Below are 18003 nucleotides of genomic sequence, written 5' to 3'. Positions count from 1 at the left end.
CGCACTGCCACGAGCAACCCTTCTCACCTGCACTGTTGCTTCGAGGCTATGACACCGCCCTCGTATGCTGCAACGGAACTGTCACGGAGTCACCCGCACGAAATGGCAGCAAATGACCACAATGGGGGAAGCCAGACGTGGGGCCCAGCGAGGACGCCGCCGAGTTGAAGAGACGCGCGAAGAGGCTGCGGGAGTGCGCTCGGGAGGCTCGGGCGCTTTCCCGTCGCCTCGGGCCGTACCTCGATGACGCGGTGAAGAGGGCCACGCCCCGCGCCGGCGGCTTCCGTACCGGTGACGACAAGGGTGCGATCTGGCAGGGTCCGTTCGCCGACGAGTGCACCGGCGCGCTCCAGCAGCGGCAGCACACGCTGAACAGCATGGGCACGGCTCTGCTGGCGGACGCGACTCGCTGGGAGAACCAAGCGGACGAACTGGACCGCCAGGCCAAGGAGAAGGACAGGTCCAAGGTCGGAACGGGCGGCAACTGATGGCATTCAGGGGATTCGACGCCGCCAAGCTGAGGTCGCTGGCCGGCGATCTGGACGCCCTCGCCGGGCACTCGGGGCAACTGCACACCCAGCTCGCGACCCTTCTCACCAGTGCCCAGCAGAACCTGCCGCCCGGCCAGAGCGCGTCCCGCGACCCCGACCTCCAGGGGCTCGTCGGCGACCTGATTCCCGTCCCGTCGTTCTTCGGTGGCCGCCGGCGCCTGCCCGGGTCCCTCCAGGGCGAACTCGGCGACATGCAGGCGTCGATGAAGCGCCGCATCAAGCAGATGGAGGGCCTCAGGGAACTGGAGAAGCTCGGCTACCCGGTCAGCGACGGCAGCGTCTTCCTGGACGAGCAACCACCCGACGCGAAGAAGATCGACGCCGCTCTCCGCGATCTCCAGTCCCTGCAAGGCAAGGACTTCGGCGCCAACGGCAACCGGGACGACCTGGAGAAGGTCTCCGGTGGGCTGGACGGACTCACCGCGGCCGAGCTGGACGCGTTCCTGACGAAGGCATCGCCCAAGGACCTCGCCTTCTACAACGAGCTGATCACTGACACCGGTGACTCCGTCTGGAGCCCGTTCGACCACAACGGCCTACCCGAGGCCGCACGCCGGGACACGCTGAGCCTGATGTTGTCCAAGATCAGTCCGCAGAACGTGGACAAGTTCCAGGCGGCGTTCCCGGGGATGCAGCCGACGTTCACCAACACCGGTGCCTACGAGAGCGGCGGCAACGACCAGAACGGCCAGACCAACAACGGCATCCACTGGGCGGCCCCCTCCGACCCGTTGTTCCAGGACGGGGTCTCCGCCGACGACATCAGCCAGAACCAGTTCGGCGACTGCTGGTACGTGGCCTCGCTGGCCGGACTGGCCCAGAAGGACCCGAAGTTCATCCAGGACGGCATCAAGCAGAACCCCAACGGCACGGTCAGTGTCCGCGTCTGGGACAAGCAGGGCAATCACCACTGGGTGACCATGACCGCCGATCTGCCGACCGATCAGAACGGCAACCCGATCAGCACGTACGGCAACGGTGAGACGTGGCCGGCGTACTACGAGAAGGCCTTCGCGATGGTCTACTCGGACGACGGCGAAGGCGAGCGCGGGTACGGCGGCATCGAGGGCGACGACCCGAAGAAGTCCGCCCCCTACCTGACCGGCCAGGAGGGCGAGGACCTGGAGACGGGCGGCTTCCTCGGCATCGGCGAGCGCGACGACAAGGACATCGCCTCGCTGAGGAGGGCGTACGAGTCCGGGAAGGTCGTCACCCTCTCCACTCCGGACGACGAGAGCCTGGACAAGAACCACCCAAAGGAGTGGGGCAGCACGTACCACAGCAACCACGCCTACTACGTCCGCGGTTTCACCGACGACGGCAAGGTCGTCCTCGGCAACCCCTGGGGTGTCCACGGTTATCCGCCGATCACCGTCAGCCAGGACCAGCTCGACAAGTACTTCCAGGGACCCGAGGCCTTCGATGTCCCGTGACGATGCGCGACAGGTGAGTGCAGTGCCCGACCAACCGCAGGTCAAGTACCCCTTCGAGTTCGACGGCCGGTGGGTGCTCCGCTACCACGTCCCGTACACCGTCCAGTACGAGGGCCTCCCGCACCGCATCGTGGCGACGGTCTTCGCGCAGCCGTCGGTGCACGGTCGTATCCAAGTCAGCTGCGAGGGCCGGCCGCCCGTCGAGTACGACGGGTTGACGGCGGGCGACGCCGTGGAGATCACCGGCGACATGTGGCGGGTCGCGGAGGTCGACTACCGCACCCGCGTCGTCCTGGAACGCGCGACCGACGCCGTGGAGGAGGGGACCAGTGTCCAGGCCGGTGAGTAGGTACGGCATCACGGGATCGGTCGTCTCCCTGGCCCTGCTGGCGCTGACCGGATGCGGTACGTCGTCCGGCGGCGGTGACGAAGGCGGCGACGGTGGCGCGACCCCCGCGGCGCGGGACAAGGGCCCGGCGTGTGTGGGCACCGCCCCGGCCGACGGGGCGCACGTCCTGCGCGGTGGCGGCTTCAAACTGCCCGGCGGCGGTGGCGTGCAGTACGCCGGGGCCGACGCGGACGGCACGACGCGTACGGCGACGCTGCGCGACGGCGCGAAGTACGCGTCGGGACAGCGGGAGTGGACCGTCGAGCCCGGGGCGGAGGTCACCGTCTCCGGCCACGACTACACCGTGCGGCAGATCTGCTCCTACCGCGTGGTGCTGGAGGCGAAGTCCGCCGACGACAAGGCCGCGCTCGCCGCCGCGCCCGAGTCGCTGGAGCCCCGGCAGGGACCGGCCGACGACGGCCTCTGCTTCACCACCGACCGCACCGTCCTGGCCGCCGCCGCCAAGGGCTTCCCGGCCGAGGGCAACACGCTCTCGCTGCTCGACAACGGCGGAGTGCAGCGCTTCCCCACGGGCCTGTCCATCACTGTCTCCTACATCGACCCCGCCGCCGGAACAGCCGGCGTCGACGCGAACTGCGCCGCGATCCCGGTCGCCGGTTACAAGGACGTACGGGTCGGGGAGACGGTGGAGTTCGCGGGGGTGCTGTTCGAGGTCTCGACGCTGACGGAACAGGCCGTCCAGCTCACCCGCACGAGCGCGTAGCGGGGGTCCGGTCCCGGCTGAGCGCCCGGCCGACGCCGGTCAGGACGACCGTGCACACCGGTTGTTCACCAGAAGATCCCGTCTGCAACAGCATTGGACGGGAACTGCTGTTGGTGTTGTAGCGTCCACTGTTGCGAACGGACAGTCCGCTTGCCTTTGTTGACACGGGGAGGAATGCCCATGGATCGCGGTGCAGATCTCGCACGGCTCCGGGAACTGTCGAAGCTGTACGCCCGCAAGGCCCACGACCTGCAGCTCCTGATCAAGGATCTGCAGTCGGGCACGGCGGACAGCTCCGGCTACTGGAAGGGCCCAAAGGCCGACCGGTTCCGGGACGACTGGCGCGATGTGAAGCCGACCTTCGACAAGTGGGTCGACACGCTGAACGACGCCAGCAAGGCCGCGAACACCAGCGCCGACAACATCGAGCGCGCCACCTGATTCCAGGGCGAATCACGCGGAGCGCGCAACCGGCCGGGGCGCCGGGACCACAACCCGTCCAGGCTTGGTCCCGGTGCCCCGTCGGCGTTCGTACGAGATCCGGCGTCAGGCTCTGTCGTGGTACGAACGGGCCTCCGCCGCCGCCACCTTCTCGGGCTCGCAGCGGAGGGCCGCGTCGATGACCGGCAGCAGCTTGCCCACCTGTTCGCCCGGCTCTTGATGCCAGGCTCGGGCGTTCTTCCCCACCCAGGCCTCGTCGCCTCGTCGCCTCCGACGTCCTCGGCCGACTCCTTGAGGGCCCGCCTGAGATTCTCCGCCTCCTCGACGAGCTCACTGTGCGGCTTCTGCGGGTCTGCCTTTCCGGGATGGGGTGCGTTCGATTCGAATCCCGCTATTGATATTATCTTCTGAATTCTATTTCATGTCCGGAATTGCCCTTGCTCTCAGCGCCTCATAATCTAAGCCAATGGCCTCCAGCGGTACGCCCGAGAGCAATCCTGAATACCTCGTCCCGCCCACCATGAGCAAGGTGCGGCAGCCATCTGACGGCTCCCCTCTTGGCGACAGCTCCATTGAGGTGACCCTCGTTCCCGTAGCCGCGGCCGACGGTCAGGAGCAGCTTGTCGCACTCGCGTTCACCTCGGTTCGCCCGCTGGTCGAGGCGATGGGAGAGCAGCAATTCCGGGGCGTCGCCCCCACCGGAGAAGCCAAGGGGGCCCTGAAGGGATCGGGCGCCCGGGCCGTCCTGGTCGATCCCCGGCTCGCCGTCGGCTCGGCACAGGAATGCGAATAGGAATCCACCGGTGGCCGACCCGAACTTTTCCGGAATCAACCCGGACAACCTGCTGCGGACCATCAAGAACATGGAATCCAGCAGCAAGACGCTGCACAGCGCGAAAACCTCTTATCTCTCCAGGTTCCAGAAGTTCGGCCTGGACACGGCGGACCTGACGGAGATCGGGAAGATCGCCGGCTGGGTGGATGACGAACTTCCCATACTGCGTCGGAGGCAGGCTCTGGCAGCGGCCATGGAGACGGACCCAGGAGGGCTCGAGCGCGGGACCATGGTCCAGTTGCGTGAGCCCGTCCCGGGGGTCGGCGAGGCACGGAAGAACGGAAAGAAGCTCGCCGAGGAGATCAACAAGGCAGCTGACCTCGACCCGAGCAAGGCCGGCGCGGAATTCCACCGGATCGCGGTGGAGCTGGCCAAGCACGAAGGGGACCCCGATTTCACTTCGGCGTTCTACGCCAGGATGAAACCGCAGCTGCTCAAGATCCTGCCGGTGACAGTGGCCACCGCCAGCGCGCCTTCCTCCGAGAACGACGTCAAGGTCTTCGGTTCCGCGTTCACCACCGCCGTCAAGGCCGCTTCCCCCGCACCCGGCTTCGACAGGACAACAGCCCTGTTCCACGGCGACATCGGCAAGGACGAGCCCACGGCCGTGTTCAACCGGGCGCTCATGCAAGGTGACGACACCGACCTTTGGGCGATCGCCTGGAAGCACACGAAGATCGCTGTGACAAAGCTCGGCGACCCGGCGGACACGTGGTCCGACACAGCAGGGTTGCTGGCCTCCGTCATAGGTATGCAGGCGAAGTACGCCGGTCACCTCTGGGAGCGGTCGCAGAAGTTCTCCGACGAAGCGAGTCGGCTGTACCAGCAGCGCATCAACAGCATGAGCCCGGAAGATCGGAGAAAGTTCAAGAAGGACACCAGGCGAGCGGCTCGAGCCGCCAGACAGTCCGCTCGCGAGGCTGAACGCATTCTCGCCAAGTACGGTATGGGCTCGTTCTCCCGGTTGTTGGAGGTCTCCATCGCCGATGGCGGCAGCTGGCTGATCGGCAAGGTTCCCGGTCTCAGACCCCCCAGCTCGACAACTCTCTTCGGCCGTGCACTCCACGCAGGCGGCAAGCTGCCACTGGTGGGTACGGTCCTCACCGTCGGGGCCATCGGGTGGGACATCGGTCACGGGGAGGAGAAGGACGTCGCCGTGGCGGCCAACGTCGGTGGGATGGCTGCCGGGGCTGGCGCCACCCTGGGAGCGATGGCGCTGGTCGGGGGCCCCGTCGGATGGAGCATCGCGGCCGGAGTGGTGGCTGGCTTCGGAATTGGCTACGGCACTTCTTACGTGATCAAGAGCCCAATTGGCAGGGAGGCGGTAAATGTTGTCACGGATGCAGTAAAAGAAACGGGTGAGGCAATCAGTAACACAACGTCTAGCGTCAAAAAAACGGTGAGCGGGTGGTTCTCGTGAGGTGGATCAACGATGGCTAAGAAGAAGCACCCCGCAGATCAATACCAGTTGCCACCCCATGTCGCGAAAGGACAAAGGCTGGCTGCCATGCGCGCCGCGTGGATGCCTCGTCCAGAACTACCTCAACGCCGCCTGATCCTCGGTATCTTCGGCATGTCCTTGCTGGGTTTCGTCTTATCCCTAGCCCTATGGCTTCCTCCGCGCTTCCTGTTGCATGACCTGCGCGCTCGCGGGATCACCGTCGCTGCCGTGGTAACCGGATTCGACAACAAACCCAAGTATGTAAAGGTCAGACTCGTCCAGGGCCCCAATTCAGGAACCGAAGTCAAGCTGGGGGACTACGCTGGGATGTACCCCGACGCTCAGACCGGCGACACAATGTTGGTCACGTACGACCCCAAAGACCCGTCTCGCAGCCTCTACCACAGCTGGGTAATCGATCCTCCCTTCAATGTGCCTGCGTACGGCACCTCCGCCCTCACTGCCTTCTTCCTGACTGGAACAGTCGTTGTGACGCTCCGCCGCCGAATCCTCCGTACCCACGTCAGCCGTTCATCACCGCCTGAACCGGCATGAACGACCCGCCGGCCACGAACAGGCCGCTGCCCGCGGGGCCGCCGCCGCTGTTGGACGGGAGTCGGATGCCGAAGAGTTCGCCCTCCGACGGGCTCTGGGGTGTCAGGAGCAGGCCGTTGCGGGACTTGCGGGCCTCGACGGCGAAGCCGCGGTACTGACCCGAGAGGCTGTCGGTGGAGCCGGCTGCGATGAGGCCGATGCCGCCGTCGGCGCCCTTGCGGACGACGGTCTCCAGGGCCTCGTCAAGGCTGGTGTCGTAGAGGAGTTCGGCGTCGTCGACGACCACGACGTACGAGCCGCCGGACGCCTTGTCCACCAGCTCCTCCAAGTCGTCCTCCCTACTGTCGGCGTTCAACAGGCCCAGCACACCGTCGCGTCCCTCCAACTCGCGCAGAGGCGAACGGCGCGGGGCGACCAGCACCACCGGTGTGCCGGAGCGCAGCAGCGTCTCCGTGGCGGCCACCAGGAGCGTGGAACGGCCGGACTTCGGCGGGCCCGCGATGACGAAGCCGGGGCCGTTCTCCTCCAGGTCGATGCCGATCGGCTGGAGCTCGTCGCCGCCGACGCCGATCAGCGCCCAGAGCGGGGACGACGGTGTGAAGTCCGGGTCGAGGGCGAGCGCCTCCGACACCGTGATGCGCGACGGCAGTGCATCCACCCGCATGGGGCGTCGGCCGGCCGGTACCCGGCCGTGGCGGTCTGCCGCCTCCTCGGCGATCTCACGCAGGGCCCTCACTTGTGCCTGACCGGCGGGATCGTCCGCGAGCAGGCCGATCTGGGTTTCGTCCACACCCGTGTCCGTGATGCGCAGCGCTCGTCCCGGAGGCATGTTCTTCGGGACCTCGCGGGCCTGGAGCCCCGCCGTGGAGTAGTCGTTCGGGTCGGCGAAGCGCAGCACCAGACGGTCGGCGAAGGCGGACGAGACGTGACCGCTCAGTCCACTGCGGTCAGCGGTCATGATGACCTTGAGGCCCACCGCGGAACCCTCACGGAAGATGCGCTGAGCCGCCTCGAGCAGTTGGCCGTAGTTGTAGTTCTCGAAGGCGGAGGCGAAGCCCTCCCAGCTGTCCAGCAGGAGCACCATCCAGGGGAGACGCTCCTCCGGTGCGGCCGTCGCGCGCTGTTCGGCCGCGCTGGAAGCGCCTTCCATGGCAAGCAACTGCTGACGGCGGGCGATCTCCGCCAGCAGGCGCTCGATGAGACGCCGTACCCGGTCCGGCTCGTCGCGCGTCACCACGGCACCGACATGTGGCAGCCGCATCAGGGGCAGCAGCGCGTTGGAGCCGCAGTCGATGCCGTAGAGGTGCACGTCGTGCGGGGAGGTGGTGCGGGCCAGCGAGCCCGCCAGCGTCCGCAGGGCGGTCGAGCGGCCGGAGCGGGCACCGCCGAGCAGCATGGTGTGCTCGCCGTGCACCAGGTCCAGGGACAGCGGCGTACGGGACTGCTTCGCCGGCAGGTCGATCAGGCCGTACGGGATGGGAGCCACGTCGGATGGCCGATCAGCGGCCGACTCGACTTCGTATGCGGTGAGTTCGTCCAGTGCGACCCGCTCGGCCAGGGGCGGCAGCCAGGGACTGCGCTGTTCGCCGAAGCCCATGAGCCGGGCGCCGTCCCGCACCGCGTCGACGAGAACGGCCAGGTCGGTGACCATGGTGCCGTCGTCCTCGGCCTCGGCCCGCTTGGGCAGCGGGCGGCCGTAGGCGTTCCACGGCAGCGGCAGCAGCGTCGCCTTCGGGCCGGCCCCGCCCGTCGCGGGACGGCGGCCACCGATGCGGGCGGACTGTACACCGACCAGGGACTGTGCACCGGAGCGCACGTACATACGACCAGGGGTCGACTTGGCGATCGCACCCGAGTCGGGGGCTTCGATGACGTCGATGGACTCCGAGGCGTCCGTCACCCTCAGCGCGATGCGCAAGTTGGTGTTGGCGCGGATGTCCGCGCTGACGACGCCGGCGGGCCGCTGGGTGGCCAGGATCAGGTGCACGCCCAGGGAACGGCCGCGGCGGGCGATGTCCACCAGGCCCGCGACGAAGTCGGGGAGTTCGGCGACCAGGGAGGCGAACTCGTCGATGACCAGGACGAGTCGGGGCATCGGCTCCAGTTCCGGACGGAGCTTGCGCGTGTCGTTGTAGTCCTCGATGTCCTTGGCGGCGGCGTCGAAGAGGATCTTCTCCCGGCGGTGCAGCTCGGCCGCGAGCGAGGCGAGGGCCCGCTCGGTCAGATGGGCGTCGAGGTCACTGACCATACCGACCGTGTGCGGCAGGCGGGCGCAGTCCATGAAGGCGCTGCCGCCCTTGTAGTCGATCAGTACGTAGTTCAGTGCGTCCGGCTTGTTGGCGACGGCCAGCGAGGTGATGATCGTCTGCAGGAGCTCCGACTTACCGGCACCCGTGGTTCCCGCGACCAGCGCGTGCGGTCCGTCCCGCCGGATGTCCAGGACGAAGGGACCGTCCGCGGCGATGCCGACGGGCGCCGCCGTGGTGGAACCGCCCGCGCGCCAGATTCGCTTCACATCGGCCCCGGTCGGATCCGGCATGCCCAGAAGTGTCAGCAGTCTGGCCGAAGTGGGCAGTGCGCTCCCGGCGTCGTCTCTGCTGACGTCCCGGACGGGGGCGAGGGAACGGGCGAGCAGCTCGCACCACTGGGAGGTGACCTGGTCGGCCAGCACGTCCCCCGCGGCCTCCAGCCCGTGGCCGCGGACCCGGACGTGGTGCGCGGAGTCGGGAGACCATGCGACGACCGCTTTGCACTCCTCCGGCAGGAGGCGCTCGTCCTCGTCGACGCACAGGGCGAGAATGCCGTACTGGGGGCCTTCGGCGAGCAGCTGTGGCACGCCGGGTACGCGGCGCAGCAGGCGGGCCCCGTCGAGGATCAGCAGGACGTTGGGGTCCGGGTACAGCCGGCCCGTCATGTTGTTCTGCTCACGGGACGCCTTGCGCCGGGCCAGCTCGTTGAGCAGCTCGTTGACACGGCGGGTGATTCCCTCGGAGTCGAAGCCGACCAGCGCGACGCAGTCCTGTCCCTGGTCGGGGCTGGTGTGGGGCAGCCAGTGCGCCCAGTGCCAGTCGGCGCCAACGTTCGGGGTAGAACCGAGCGTCACGAGGGAAAGGTCCCGCGGGCTGTGCAACACCGCTGCCTGTACGCCGAGCCAGCGGGCGGTGGCCAGCGCACGTGCCCGGTCCCCGGCGATGCCGATCACACCGAGCTCGGTGAAGGGCAGGGTGACGGGAACGTCCGGCAGGACGGGGGGCTCGGGACGCTCCTCCTCGTACAGGGAACCGCCGCGGCCCAGGACGAGTTCGACGTCGGACGGAAGGCTGCCGGAGCCGACCCTCAGATGCAGGGCGTCGGGATCGGTGAGGCGACGCTCCCACAGACGGCGGCGCGGTCCCGTGGCGAACAGCAGGATCTCGGCCGGGTCGGGGCTGTCCGCGCGACGGGTGCGCTGCTCCTCCTTTCCGAGCACGGCGAGTTCGGCCTCGTGAGCGGCACGGTCCTTCCTGTACTGCTTGACGGAGGTCTTGTGCTTCTTCTTTCCATCCCGGTTCTCGCTGATCCACTGAGCGGCCATCATCAGCGGGCTCATCAGGCAGAAGAGCAGCATGTAGATCTGCTTGGTGAGGAAGTACATGCCGATACCGAAGAGCATGGGCATGAACGCCATGATGAACTGGAAGCGTGCCCGGTCCCCTTTGGCGGGTGGTACGGGTACGACCAGCCGCCGCCGGGGCCTCAGCGGGGACAGGCGGGGCGGCCGGTTGTAGGCGAGGCCGCCCTCGCTCATCGCGGACAGGTGGGCGTCCGGCTCGGCCACCCGGTCGAGCACGAGCAGCGAATCGCCGACCCGGACGACATCGCCGAGCGGCCATGGCGTACCGGACGTCACCGGCTGGTCGTCGAGCAGGACCTCGGCGCCGCTCTCGGGGACGAGCGTGGTGCCGCCCTTCATGTCGATCGTGATCCTCAGGGCGACCGGCGGCAGCGACGTGTCCGTCAGAGGCAGCGAACACGTGGGTGCGGCACCGACCGTGGCCGCTCCGATTCCCAGCCGGACCACTCGCCCGGAGGCAGGACCACCGGCCACCCTCAGTTCGTACTGTCCGACCGGCTCGCCCTTGCGCAGCAACGGGCCCATGGAGTCGTCCACGGTGACCCGCATGCCGTCCTGCAGCACCTGGGCCACGGGTGCCGCCGGGTTGCAGAGCACGCCGTCGACCCACAGGGACGGCCCGCCGGTCCCGTAACCAGGGAGCGGGGGCGGCGCCATGACGGGCAGGACCCTGACGTTCGCCGGCATGCCCCTCGGGGCGCCGCTTCGGCCCAGTTCCGTCGACAGCGCCTCCGCGACGTCGCCGGCCGTCGCGGTGTCGTCGGCGGTGACGACGACGTCGTGTGGCTCACCGCTCTCGCTGACGATCGTGACCAGCATCCGCATGGTGGTCTTCCTCCCCCGTCGGCCTCTGTGACCGTATTCGTTGCTCCGACAACGGAGACTACTGTCAGTCTCCGACCGCGAGTTCGGCCACTCGTGCCTCAGACCGCCGGCAGCGCGTAGACCTCCGGCCCGTGCGTTACCAGCAGCCGGTTTCCGAAGGCGGTGACCTGCCACGGCTCGCCGACGGCCTTGCTGTCGCTGTAGGTCCAACGGAGCTTGCCCGTCTTGACGTCCAGGGCCACGATGCCGCCGTCCATCGCGCGGGTGATACCGAAGTCGATCAACAGCGGGCCGCCGAGGATGCGGAGGACGTTCGACGGCTTCACGTCCCTGTGCACCAGTCCCAGTGCGTGCACCGCCGTCAGCGCCTCGGTCAGGCCCGCGCCCGACGCCCTTACGGTGTGGGCGGGCAGGAGGCCGCCGTGTGTGACCGCCGCTGTGAGGGACGGGCCCGCCGCGTAGACCGTGGCGACCCATGGCACGCGCGCCTCGGGGTCGGTGTCCAGGACCGGGGCCGTCCAGGCACCGCCCACCCGGCACGCGGCCTCGCGCCGCTGGGGGTCCTCCCTGCTCGTCAAGAGCTTGGGGGAGGGCGCGGAACTTTTCGTCCAGCGCGAAGTGCGGATGCACGATCTTCACCGCGCCCGTGCGGCCGCCGGCGCTGCGACCCAGGTAGACCCGGCCCATGCCGGCGGCACCGAGCCTGCCCAGCAGCCGGTACGGCCCCACCGTCACGGGCTCGTCGACGTCGAGCGGCCGCATGGAGTCCACCCCGTCCGCCCCTCCCCCGTCCCACCCGTACGCGGGCGTCTGCCGGCAGGGTGGTGGGAGGCCCTGCGCAGGGGCGGTTTCCGCGTCCTCACAGCCGCGGCGGGCGCCCGGCGGCCTCCACGGCGGCGTCCGTCACGGCCGGAACAGGTCGGCCTTCACGGCTGCAGCAGGTCGACCTTCACGTCCGCCGCGAAGCCCGTCGTCGGTCCCACCCTGCGCGCGAACTCCGCGACCGCCGCCAGTTGCGGCGGGCCGAAGCTGAAGTCGAGCGTGGTGAAGTACCTGGCCAGCGTCTTCTCGTCGAAGGCCTCCCAGCGGGACGCCTGCTCGGCGACCTTGCCGACCTCCTCCAGGGAGAGGTCGCGGGAGGCCAGGAACGCCTCGTGCACCTTCCGGGTGATGACCGGCTCGCGCTCCAGGTAGTCGCGGCGTGCCGCCCAGACGGCGAAGACGAACGGCAGCTCTGTCCATTCCTTCCACAGCGCGCCCAGGTCGTACACGTCGAGCCCGAAGCGAGGTCCGTCGATCATGGTCGCGCGCAGGGCCGCGTCGCCGATGAGGACGGCCGCGTCGGCCTCCTGCATCATCAGGCTGAGGTCGGGCGGGCACGTGTAGTAGTCGGGCTGTACGCCGTACCGCTCGGCGAGCAGGAGCTGGGCGAGGCGTACGGAGGTGCGCGAGGTCGACCCGAGGGCGACCCGGGCGCCGTCCAGCCGGTCCAGCGGGACCTGCGAGACGATGACGCACGACATCACCGGGCCGTCGCAGCCGACGGCGATGTCGGGAAAGGCGACGAGCTGGTCGGCGTGCTTGAGGAACTCGACCAGGGTGATCGGCCCGATGTCGAGATCTCCCTGCACGAGTTTCTCGCTGAGCTTCTCGGGGGTGTCCTTCGACAGCTCGAAGTCGAGGAGAGTGCCCGTTCTCGCAAGCCCCCAGTAGAGGGGCATGCAGTTCAGGAACTGAATGTGTCCGACGCGCGGCCGGGTGCGAGGATTGTCCACATCGCGAGGCTAGCCCTCGTGCCGCGGGACGGGCTCTCCGGGCCCTGGCATCAGCCCGGCTGTGGCGTCGGAGCACATGGCGGAAGCGACGTTCAAACTTTCGGGTGACGTGATCTTGACCTCTATTGCGTGCGGGCGGTCACATGCTAGGCTCGTCCGCAAGTTGCAGTTTGGTTTCCCTTGCAGTACAGAGCCTGCGGAGCATGTGACCGCGGGCTCTCGTCGTTCTCAGACGGATGCGATTGTGCAGAATTGGTCTTCACACTTGCTGGGTTCTGGAGCAGGGCAACCCTTTGGGCCCAAGGAGGGCTTATGGCTACCGGAACCGTGAAGTGGTTCAACGCCGAAAAGGGCTTTGGTTTCATCGCCCAGGAAGGCGGCGGCCCCGACGTCTTCGTCCACTACTCCGCGATCAATGCGAGCGGCTTCCGCTCCCTCGAGGAAAACCAGCAGGTGTCCTTCGACGTCACGCAGGGTCCCAAGGGCCCGCAGGCGGAGAACGTCACCCCGGTCTGATCCTCTCCGATCCGGGAACGACCAGTAGTACCCAAGGAGCCCCCCGCCGTCAGGCGAAAGGGGCTCCTGCCTTTTCCCCTCACGGGAACCCGCCACGGAACGGCGTGAGCACGGCTAGGCTCCCGCCCATGACGGACGCCGCCACCGCCCCGGCCCCAGCCCCGAACCCGGACCCGGATCACATCGTCGCCACCCGCGCCTTCTACGACGCCGTGGCCGAGGACTACGCCGACCGCTTCCGCGACGTCTTCGCCGCCCAGTCCCTGGAGCTGGCGCTGCTGGCCGGATTCGCCGGGCTCGTCAAAGCGAGCGGCGCCGGTGGCGAGGTCGCCGACCTCGGGTGCGGTCCCGGATGGGTGACGGCCCACCTGGCCTCCTGCGGCCTGGACGCCTTCGGCCTCGACCTGTCGGAATCCATGCTCGGGATCGCCCGCCGCGAGAACCCGGGCCTGCGGTTCGAGCAGGGGTCGATGCTGGAGCCGGGCATCCCGGACGGCACGCTGGCCGGCATCGTCTCGTGGTACTCGAGCATCCACACCCCGCAGGACGAGCTACCGGCGCTCTTCGCCGGTTTCCGTCGGCTCCTGGCGCCCGGGGGCCATCTCCTCCTCGCCTTCCAGGCGGGCGAAGAAGCCCTCCACCTGGAACATCCGTTCGGTCACCCGGTCGCCCTGGACTTCCAGCGGCGCCGCCCGGACCGGATGGCCGAGGCCCTTGAAGCGGCCGGGTTCGCACTCGTCCTGCGCTCCGAGCGGGCCGCGGACGACGAACAGGGCGAGTCGACCCCCCAGGCGTTCCTCATCGCCCGCACACCGCACATCGCCCGCTCGGCCGACCGCCACACGGCCCACCCCTCATGAGCCCGGGTACAGCCCCTCCACCTCCTCCGCGAAGTCGCGGAGGATCGCTTCGCGGCGCAGCTTCATGGACGGCGTCAGATGGCCCGCGTCCTCCCTGAAGTCGAGGGGGAGGACGGCGAAGCGGCGGATGGACTCGGGGCGGGAGAGCGTCTTGTTGACCTCGTCGAGGGCGCGTTGCAGGATCGCGCGCAGGTCCTCGTCGTCGACCAGGAGCTCGGCCGGGACCGGGTGCTTGCCGTTCATCCGGCGCCAGTGGGTGATGCCGTCGAGGTCGAGGGTGATCAGGGCGGAGACGTAGGGGCGGCGGTCGCCCAGAATCATGCACTGGGAGATCAGAGGGTGCGAGCGGAGCCAGTTCTCCAGCGGGGCCGGGGCGACGCTCTTGCCGCCCGCCGTGATCAGCATCTCCTTCTTGCGGCCCGTGATGGTCAGGTAGCCCTCGTCGTCCAGTTCGCCGATGTCACCGGTCGCGAGCCAGCCGCCGGGGGCAGCGGGGACGACTCCGCCGGCCTGGGGGTCCCAGTAGCCGCGCAGTACGTGCTCGCCCGCGACGAGGATCTCGCCGTCCGCCGCGATACGGATCCGGGTACCGGGCAGCGGCCGGCCCACCGTGCCGAGCCGGGGCCTCAGCGGGGGCGTCACCGTCGACGCGGCGGTGGTCTCCGTGAGGCCGTAGCCCTCGAAGATCTCGATGCCGGCACCGGCGTAGAAAGCGCTCAGGTCGCGGCCGAGCGGGGAGCCGCCGCAGATGGCGTAGCGGACCCTGCCGCCCATGGCGTTGCGGATACGGCGGTAGACCAGGGGGTCGTAGAAGGCGCGGGCGATCTTCAGGGACCCGCTCGGGCCAGGGCCCGTACCGGTGTGGCGGGCATCGACGGCCTCGCCGTAGCGGCGGGCCACCGAGGCGGCGCGGTCGAAGGCGGCCGCCCGTCCGCCCGACTCCGCCTTGGCGCGCGCGGTGTTGAAGATCTTCTCCAGCATGTACGGGATGGCCAGCAGGCACGTGGGCCGGAAGCTCGCCAGGTCCGGGAGCAGTTCCTCGGGTTTCAGGCTCGGCGCGTGGCCGAGCCGTACCCGGGCCCGGACGCAGGCGACGGCGACCATCCGGCCGAAGACGTGGGACATGGGGAGAAAGAGGAGGACGGAGGCCTCCTCGCTGGTCCGGGCCTTGAAGATCGGGTAGAGCAGCTCGATGGCGTTGTCCACCTCGGCGAAGAAGTTGCCGTGGGTGAGGGCGCAGCCCTTGGGGCGGCCGGTGGTGCCGGAGGTGTAGACGAGGGTGGCGAGGGTGTCCGGGCCGAGGACCCCGCGGCGTACCTCCACCTCCTGGTCCGGGAGGTGGGTGCCGGCCTCCGCGAGCCGTTCGACATGGCCCTTCTCCACGACCCAGACGTGCCGGAGGTCGGTGAGGTGCCCCAGTTCGGGGCCGAGGGCGGCGGCCTGGGCGGCCGTTTCCGCGACCAGGGCGACCGCGCCCGAGTCGTGCAGGATCCAGCGGGCCTGGTAGACGGAGGAGGTCGGGTAGACGGGGACGGTGACCAGTCCCGCCGCCCAGGCGGCGAAGTCGAGGAGCGTCCACTCGTAGAGGGTGCGGGCCATCACGGCGATCCGGTCGCCCGGGGTCAGGCCCTCGGCGATGAGCCCCTTCGCCACGGCCATCACCTGGGCGGCGAACTCGGCGGCCGTCACATCCGTCCAACCGCCGTTCCTGCCGTTCCCGCTGTTCCCACCGGCCTCGGTAGTTCTGGCGCCCCTACCGCCCCCGCCGTCCCTGTCGTCGCCCGGGCCTTTGGGGCGGCGGCTCAGGACCACCGTGTCCGGTGCCGCGTTCGCGTTGTCGAAGGGCAGGTCGGCGAGCGATCCGTGCCGCACCGGCCGCGCGAGCGGCGGTACGGCCGCCTCCCGTACGACCCCGTCCAGCCGCCGTGTCTCGGGCTCGGCCAGGACCGGCTCGCCGGAGGCGTCGCTCATGGCGGCGGTGGAATGGACGACGGTCGGGACAGCGGGCGAGGCGGTCGGCGGAACGGCACGCGACGGGACGGCGGCCGAGCCGCCGTAGGAGTCGTACGAGTCGTAGGAGGGGACGGGTGAGGACGGGACTGCGGACACGGGCGGCTCCTGGGGCGTGCAGTGGACCTGCTTGCTGCGATGACGTACGTGCCTCGCACGCCGAGGCGTTCACCGGCGCCCTCCGGCGTCCTCGGAGGACAGGCGTCACGGAGTCGTCACCGGTTCGGACTCGGGATCGTACGGGCTCCACATGGTGGGTTCGTGCGGGTTCGGAGAGGGTCCGGAGCCGGGGATGTGCAGCGTCGGGAGATGCATGAGGGTGATTCAGGTTCGTTCCGGAATGGCCGTCACTCCCTGCCCGCCCGCCGCGCAGACGGAGATCAGGCCGCGGGCGGGGGCGTCCCGTCCGGCCGGGAGTCTCGCGAGGGGCGCGATGATGCGGGCACCGGTGGCGGCGAAGGGGTGGCCCGTCACCGGGGAGGAGCCGGCCACGTTCATCCGGGCGCGGTCGACCGGGCTCAGGCCCCGCTTCTCCCTGGCGGCCGGGGTGGCGAGTGCCCGGGACGCGAGGGCCTCGTGGACCTCGATCAGGTCGGAGTCCGGGACTTCCCTGCGGCCATGCGGCTGATGAGCGGCCCGGGCTTCCCGCTGTCGCTGCTGGGGCTGGTCCACACGTCGAGGGAGATCACCCGGCACCGGACCGTGCCCGTCGCCGGGACGCACGGACCGAGTGTGCGCATCGAGGGGCCGGCACCGCACCGGCGCGGTACGGAGGCCGCCGTGGTCACCGGGCTGCGGTCGCCCGGCGGTGACCTCGTACGGGAGTCGCGGAGCACGTATCCGGCCCGGCACCGCGCTTCCGGTCCGCCCGCCTCCGGCCGGCCCGCCCCGCGTCCGGAGGAGGAATCAGCGACGGCGCAGCCGCTGTCCGTCGTCGACGCGTGGCTGCCGGCCGGGGACACGGGGCGGCGGTACGGTGCCGCGGCCGGCGACCGCAACCCGGTCCATCGGCACCCGCTCACCGCACGGCTCTTCGGCTTCCCCCGCGCGATCGCGCACGGCATGTGGACCGTGGCCCGCTGCCTCGCCGCGCGCGGCGCCCCGGAAGCGGTGACGGTCCGGGCCGGCTTCGAAGCGCCGGTCCTGCTGCCGGGCACGGTGACGTACGGGGCACGGTACGGGCACTTCGGGCTGCGCGGCCCTGGCGACCGCCTTCACCTCACCGGGCAGGTCCGCCCGGCGTGAACGACCGCGCCGGCCCCGGCGTCTCCGGCACCGACCCCGGCACCGACGTCCAAGGCTTCGCCGTCGGGCGGCGACCAGGGGCGGCCCGCCATCAGGTCGCCCAGTCCCGCCCAGGCGAAGTTCATCAGGGTGGCCGACGCCTGTCGGGCAGTGACGCCCGGGGCGTTGTTGGCCCAGTCCGCGAGCGCCTCGGCGGCGCCGACCAGTGCCTCCGCGAGCCCGGCCACCTCGCCGCTGGGGAGGTGGGGGTCCATGGGGGTCCCCCCTGCTCGAGCACAGCCGAGAGCTTGGGGGAGTGCTTCTCGGGCGGCGGCGAGGATCAGCTCGGTCACGAACGTCACGATGTCCGCGCGCATCGCGGCGACTTCGGCGGCGAACACCTCGCCGTGCGTACGGGCCTGGAGATGCAGCACGGCCCAGCCGTCCGGGTGCCGCGCGGTGTGGGTGAAGAACGCCGTCAGCCCCGCCCAGAGCTGGCGGTCCGCGGGGAGCACGGGACGGACACCGGCGCGCACCGCCTCGACGAGAGCCTTCGCCTCACGGCGGATGCACGCGATGAACAGGTCTTCCTTGGAGTTCAGATACAGGTAGACCAACGGCTTCGACACGCCCGCCAGTTCGGCGATCTCGTCCATCGACGCGGCCATGTATCCGCGCTGGCCGAAGGTCTGCACGGCGGCGTCCAGCATCTGCTGTTCGCGGACCGCACGCGGCATCCGCTTGCTCTTCACGGCACCCATACGGATCAGCCTACGGGGCGGCGGCACCCTCGCCCGTCCGCGCGGGAAACC

At 69.5% G+C, this 18003-nt stretch carries 16 protein-coding genes and 2 pseudogenes; 11 read left to right on the top strand and 7 right to left on the bottom strand.

Going from position 1 to position 18003, the window contains the following annotated elements; translation table 11 throughout:
* Positions 1–251: 251 nt before the first annotated feature.
* The 5 genes from ACFP2V_RS35275 to ACFP2V_RS35255 all read left to right on the top strand — a co-directional run bounded on the left by ACFP2V_RS35275 (position 252) and on the right by ACFP2V_RS35255 (position 3537).
* Positions 252–488, top strand: coding sequence for a hypothetical protein (locus ACFP2V_RS35275; protein WP_381219590.1), 237 nt, complete (start codon positions 252–254; stop codon positions 486–488).
* Entirely contained in the window at positions 488–1984 is a 1497-nt protein-coding gene (locus ACFP2V_RS35270) for a C2 family cysteine protease (RefSeq protein WP_381219587.1), read from the top strand. The genes ACFP2V_RS35275 and ACFP2V_RS35270 overlap by 1 nt, the downstream gene beginning before the upstream one ends.
* Positions 1985–2006: 22 nt before the next feature.
* Entirely contained in the window at positions 2007–2333 is a 327-nt protein-coding gene (locus tag ACFP2V_RS35265) for a hypothetical protein (protein ID WP_381219584.1), read from the top strand.
* On the top strand, positions 2326–3096 hold the full coding sequence (locus tag ACFP2V_RS35260) for a hypothetical protein (protein ID WP_381219622.1): 771 nt from the start codon (positions 2326–2328) through the stop codon (positions 3094–3096). The genes ACFP2V_RS35265 and ACFP2V_RS35260 overlap by 8 nt, the downstream gene beginning before the upstream one ends.
* 180 nt (positions 3097–3276) lie before the next feature.
* On the top strand, positions 3277–3537 hold the full coding sequence (locus ACFP2V_RS35255; RefSeq protein ID WP_381219581.1) for a WXG100 family type VII secretion target: 261 nt from the start codon (positions 3277–3279) through the stop codon (positions 3535–3537).
* A gap of 105 nt (positions 3538–3642) precedes the next feature.
* Here ACFP2V_RS35255 and ACFP2V_RS35250 read toward each other — a convergent pair whose 3' ends face one another.
* Positions 3643–3783 (bottom strand): hypothetical protein, encoded by a 141-nt coding sequence (locus tag ACFP2V_RS35250; protein ID WP_381219578.1) that lies wholly within the window; start codon positions 3781–3783, stop codon positions 3643–3645.
* A gap of 220 nt (positions 3784–4003) precedes the next feature.
* On the opposite strand from ACFP2V_RS35250, the gene ACFP2V_RS35245 reads away from it, so the two are divergent.
* Genes ACFP2V_RS35245 through ACFP2V_RS35235 form a run of 3 tightly spaced genes read left to right on the top strand, consistent with a single transcriptional unit; the run spans position 4004 to position 6368 of the window.
* Complete coding sequence (locus ACFP2V_RS35245) at positions 4004–4330, top strand: hypothetical protein (RefSeq protein WP_381219575.1); 327 nt, start codon at positions 4004–4006, stop codon at positions 4328–4330.
* A 10-nt stretch (positions 4331–4340) separates the two neighbouring features.
* A complete protein-coding gene (locus ACFP2V_RS35240; RefSeq protein ID WP_381219572.1) occupies positions 4341–5792 on the top strand; it encodes a hypothetical protein in 1452 nt (483 codons plus the stop codon).
* 12 nt (positions 5793–5804) lie between these two features.
* Positions 5805–6368: a hypothetical protein gene (locus ACFP2V_RS35235; protein ID WP_381219569.1), complete on the top strand. Its 564-nt coding sequence runs from the start codon at positions 5805–5807 to the stop codon at positions 6366–6368.
* On the opposite strand, the gene ACFP2V_RS35230 is transcribed toward ACFP2V_RS35235, so the two are convergent.
* The 3 genes and pseudogenes from ACFP2V_RS35230 to ACFP2V_RS35220 all read right to left on the bottom strand — a co-directional run bounded on the left by ACFP2V_RS35230 (position 6337) and on the right by ACFP2V_RS35220 (position 12581).
* Complete coding sequence (locus ACFP2V_RS35230) at positions 6337–10806, bottom strand: FtsK/SpoIIIE domain-containing protein (RefSeq protein ID WP_381219566.1); 4470 nt, start codon at positions 10804–10806, stop codon at positions 6337–6339. The two genes, ACFP2V_RS35235 and ACFP2V_RS35230, sit on opposite strands and share 32 nt — an antisense overlap.
* 101 nt (positions 10807–10907) lie before the next feature.
* Positions 10908–11568, bottom strand: a pseudogene (locus ACFP2V_RS35225) (protein kinase domain-containing protein); the annotation flags it as partial.
* 164 nt (positions 11569–11732) lie between these two features.
* Complete coding sequence (locus ACFP2V_RS35220) at positions 11733–12581, bottom strand: menaquinone biosynthetic enzyme MqnA/MqnD family protein (RefSeq protein WP_381219563.1); 849 nt, start codon at positions 12579–12581, stop codon at positions 11733–11735.
* Between the two features lie 312 nt (positions 12582–12893).
* Here ACFP2V_RS35220 and ACFP2V_RS35215 point away from each other — a divergent pair, with 312 nt between their 5' ends.
* Both ACFP2V_RS35215 and ACFP2V_RS35210 read left to right on the top strand, forming a co-directional pair.
* Positions 12894–13097 (top strand): cold-shock protein, encoded by a 204-nt coding sequence (locus ACFP2V_RS35215; RefSeq protein WP_003992177.1) that lies wholly within the window; start codon positions 12894–12896, stop codon positions 13095–13097.
* A 128-nt stretch (positions 13098–13225) separates the two neighbouring features.
* On the top strand, positions 13226–13957 hold the full coding sequence (locus tag ACFP2V_RS35210) for a class I SAM-dependent DNA methyltransferase (RefSeq protein ID WP_381219560.1): 732 nt from the start codon (positions 13226–13228) through the stop codon (positions 13955–13957).
* On the opposite strand, the gene ACFP2V_RS35205 is transcribed toward ACFP2V_RS35210, so the two are convergent.
* Complete coding sequence (locus ACFP2V_RS35205; protein ID WP_381219619.1) at positions 13952–15928, bottom strand: AMP-dependent synthetase/ligase; 1977 nt, start codon at positions 15926–15928, stop codon at positions 13952–13954. The two genes, ACFP2V_RS35210 and ACFP2V_RS35205, sit on opposite strands and share 6 nt — an antisense overlap.
* 363 nt (positions 15929–16291) lie before the next feature.
* Positions 16292–16513: pseudogene (locus ACFP2V_RS35200) on the bottom strand (acetyl-CoA C-acetyltransferase); the annotation flags it as partial.
* Here ACFP2V_RS35200 and ACFP2V_RS35195 point away from each other — a divergent pair.
* Positions 16430–17212, top strand: a complete 783-nt coding sequence (locus ACFP2V_RS35195) for a MaoC/PaaZ C-terminal domain-containing protein (protein WP_381219557.1) — start codon at positions 16430–16432, stop codon at positions 17210–17212. The pseudogene ACFP2V_RS35200 and the gene ACFP2V_RS35195 overlap by 84 nt on opposite strands.
* Here the strand turns inward: ACFP2V_RS35195 and ACFP2V_RS35190 are convergent.
* The gene (locus ACFP2V_RS35190) at positions 17182–17952 is read right to left on the bottom strand and encodes a TetR/AcrR family transcriptional regulator (protein WP_381219554.1); all 771 of its coding nucleotides are present in this window, start codon (positions 17950–17952) and stop codon (positions 17182–17184) included. The two genes, ACFP2V_RS35195 and ACFP2V_RS35190, sit on opposite strands and share 31 nt — an antisense overlap.
* Between the last annotated feature and the right edge of the window lie 51 nt (positions 17953–18003).

The sequence above is a fragment of the Streptomyces incanus genome (assembly GCF_042656345.1).
In the GTDB taxonomy this organism is placed as follows: Bacteria; Actinomycetota; Actinomycetes; order Streptomycetales; family Streptomycetaceae; genus Streptomyces; species Streptomyces incanus.
This window is presented reverse-complemented; position numbering and strand designations above follow the sequence as displayed.

What these genes read in the sequence shown, in the direction of transcription:
- ACFP2V_RS35205 (WP_381219619.1), bottom strand. Translation starts at nt 15,928, where the DNA reads ATGAGCGACGCCTCCGGCGAGCCGGTCCTGGCCGAGCCCGAGACACGG.
- ACFP2V_RS35245 (WP_381219575.1), top strand. Translation starts at nt 4,004, where the DNA reads ATGGCCTCCAGCGGTACGCCCGAGAGCAATCCTGAATACCTCGTCCCG.
- ACFP2V_RS35235 (WP_381219569.1), top strand. Translation starts at nt 5,805, where the DNA reads ATGGCTAAGAAGAAGCACCCCGCAGATCAATACCAGTTGCCACCCCAT.
- ACFP2V_RS35190 (WP_381219554.1), bottom strand. Translation starts at nt 17,952, where the DNA reads ATGGGTGCCGTGAAGAGCAAGCGGATGCCGCGTGCGGTCCGCGAACAG.
- ACFP2V_RS35255 (WP_381219581.1), top strand. Translation starts at nt 3,277, where the DNA reads ATGGATCGCGGTGCAGATCTCGCACGGCTCCGGGAACTGTCGAAGCTG.
- ACFP2V_RS35230 (WP_381219566.1), bottom strand. Translation starts at nt 10,806, where the DNA reads ATGCGGATGCTGGTCACGATCGTCAGCGAGAGCGGTGAGCCACACGAC.
- ACFP2V_RS35270 (WP_381219587.1), top strand. Translation starts at nt 488, where the DNA reads ATGGCATTCAGGGGATTCGACGCCGCCAAGCTGAGGTCGCTGGCCGGC.
- ACFP2V_RS35215 (WP_003992177.1), top strand. Translation starts at nt 12,894, where the DNA reads ATGGCTACCGGAACCGTGAAGTGGTTCAACGCCGAAAAGGGCTTTGGT.
- ACFP2V_RS35210 (WP_381219560.1), top strand. Translation starts at nt 13,226, where the DNA reads ATGACGGACGCCGCCACCGCCCCGGCCCCAGCCCCGAACCCGGACCCG.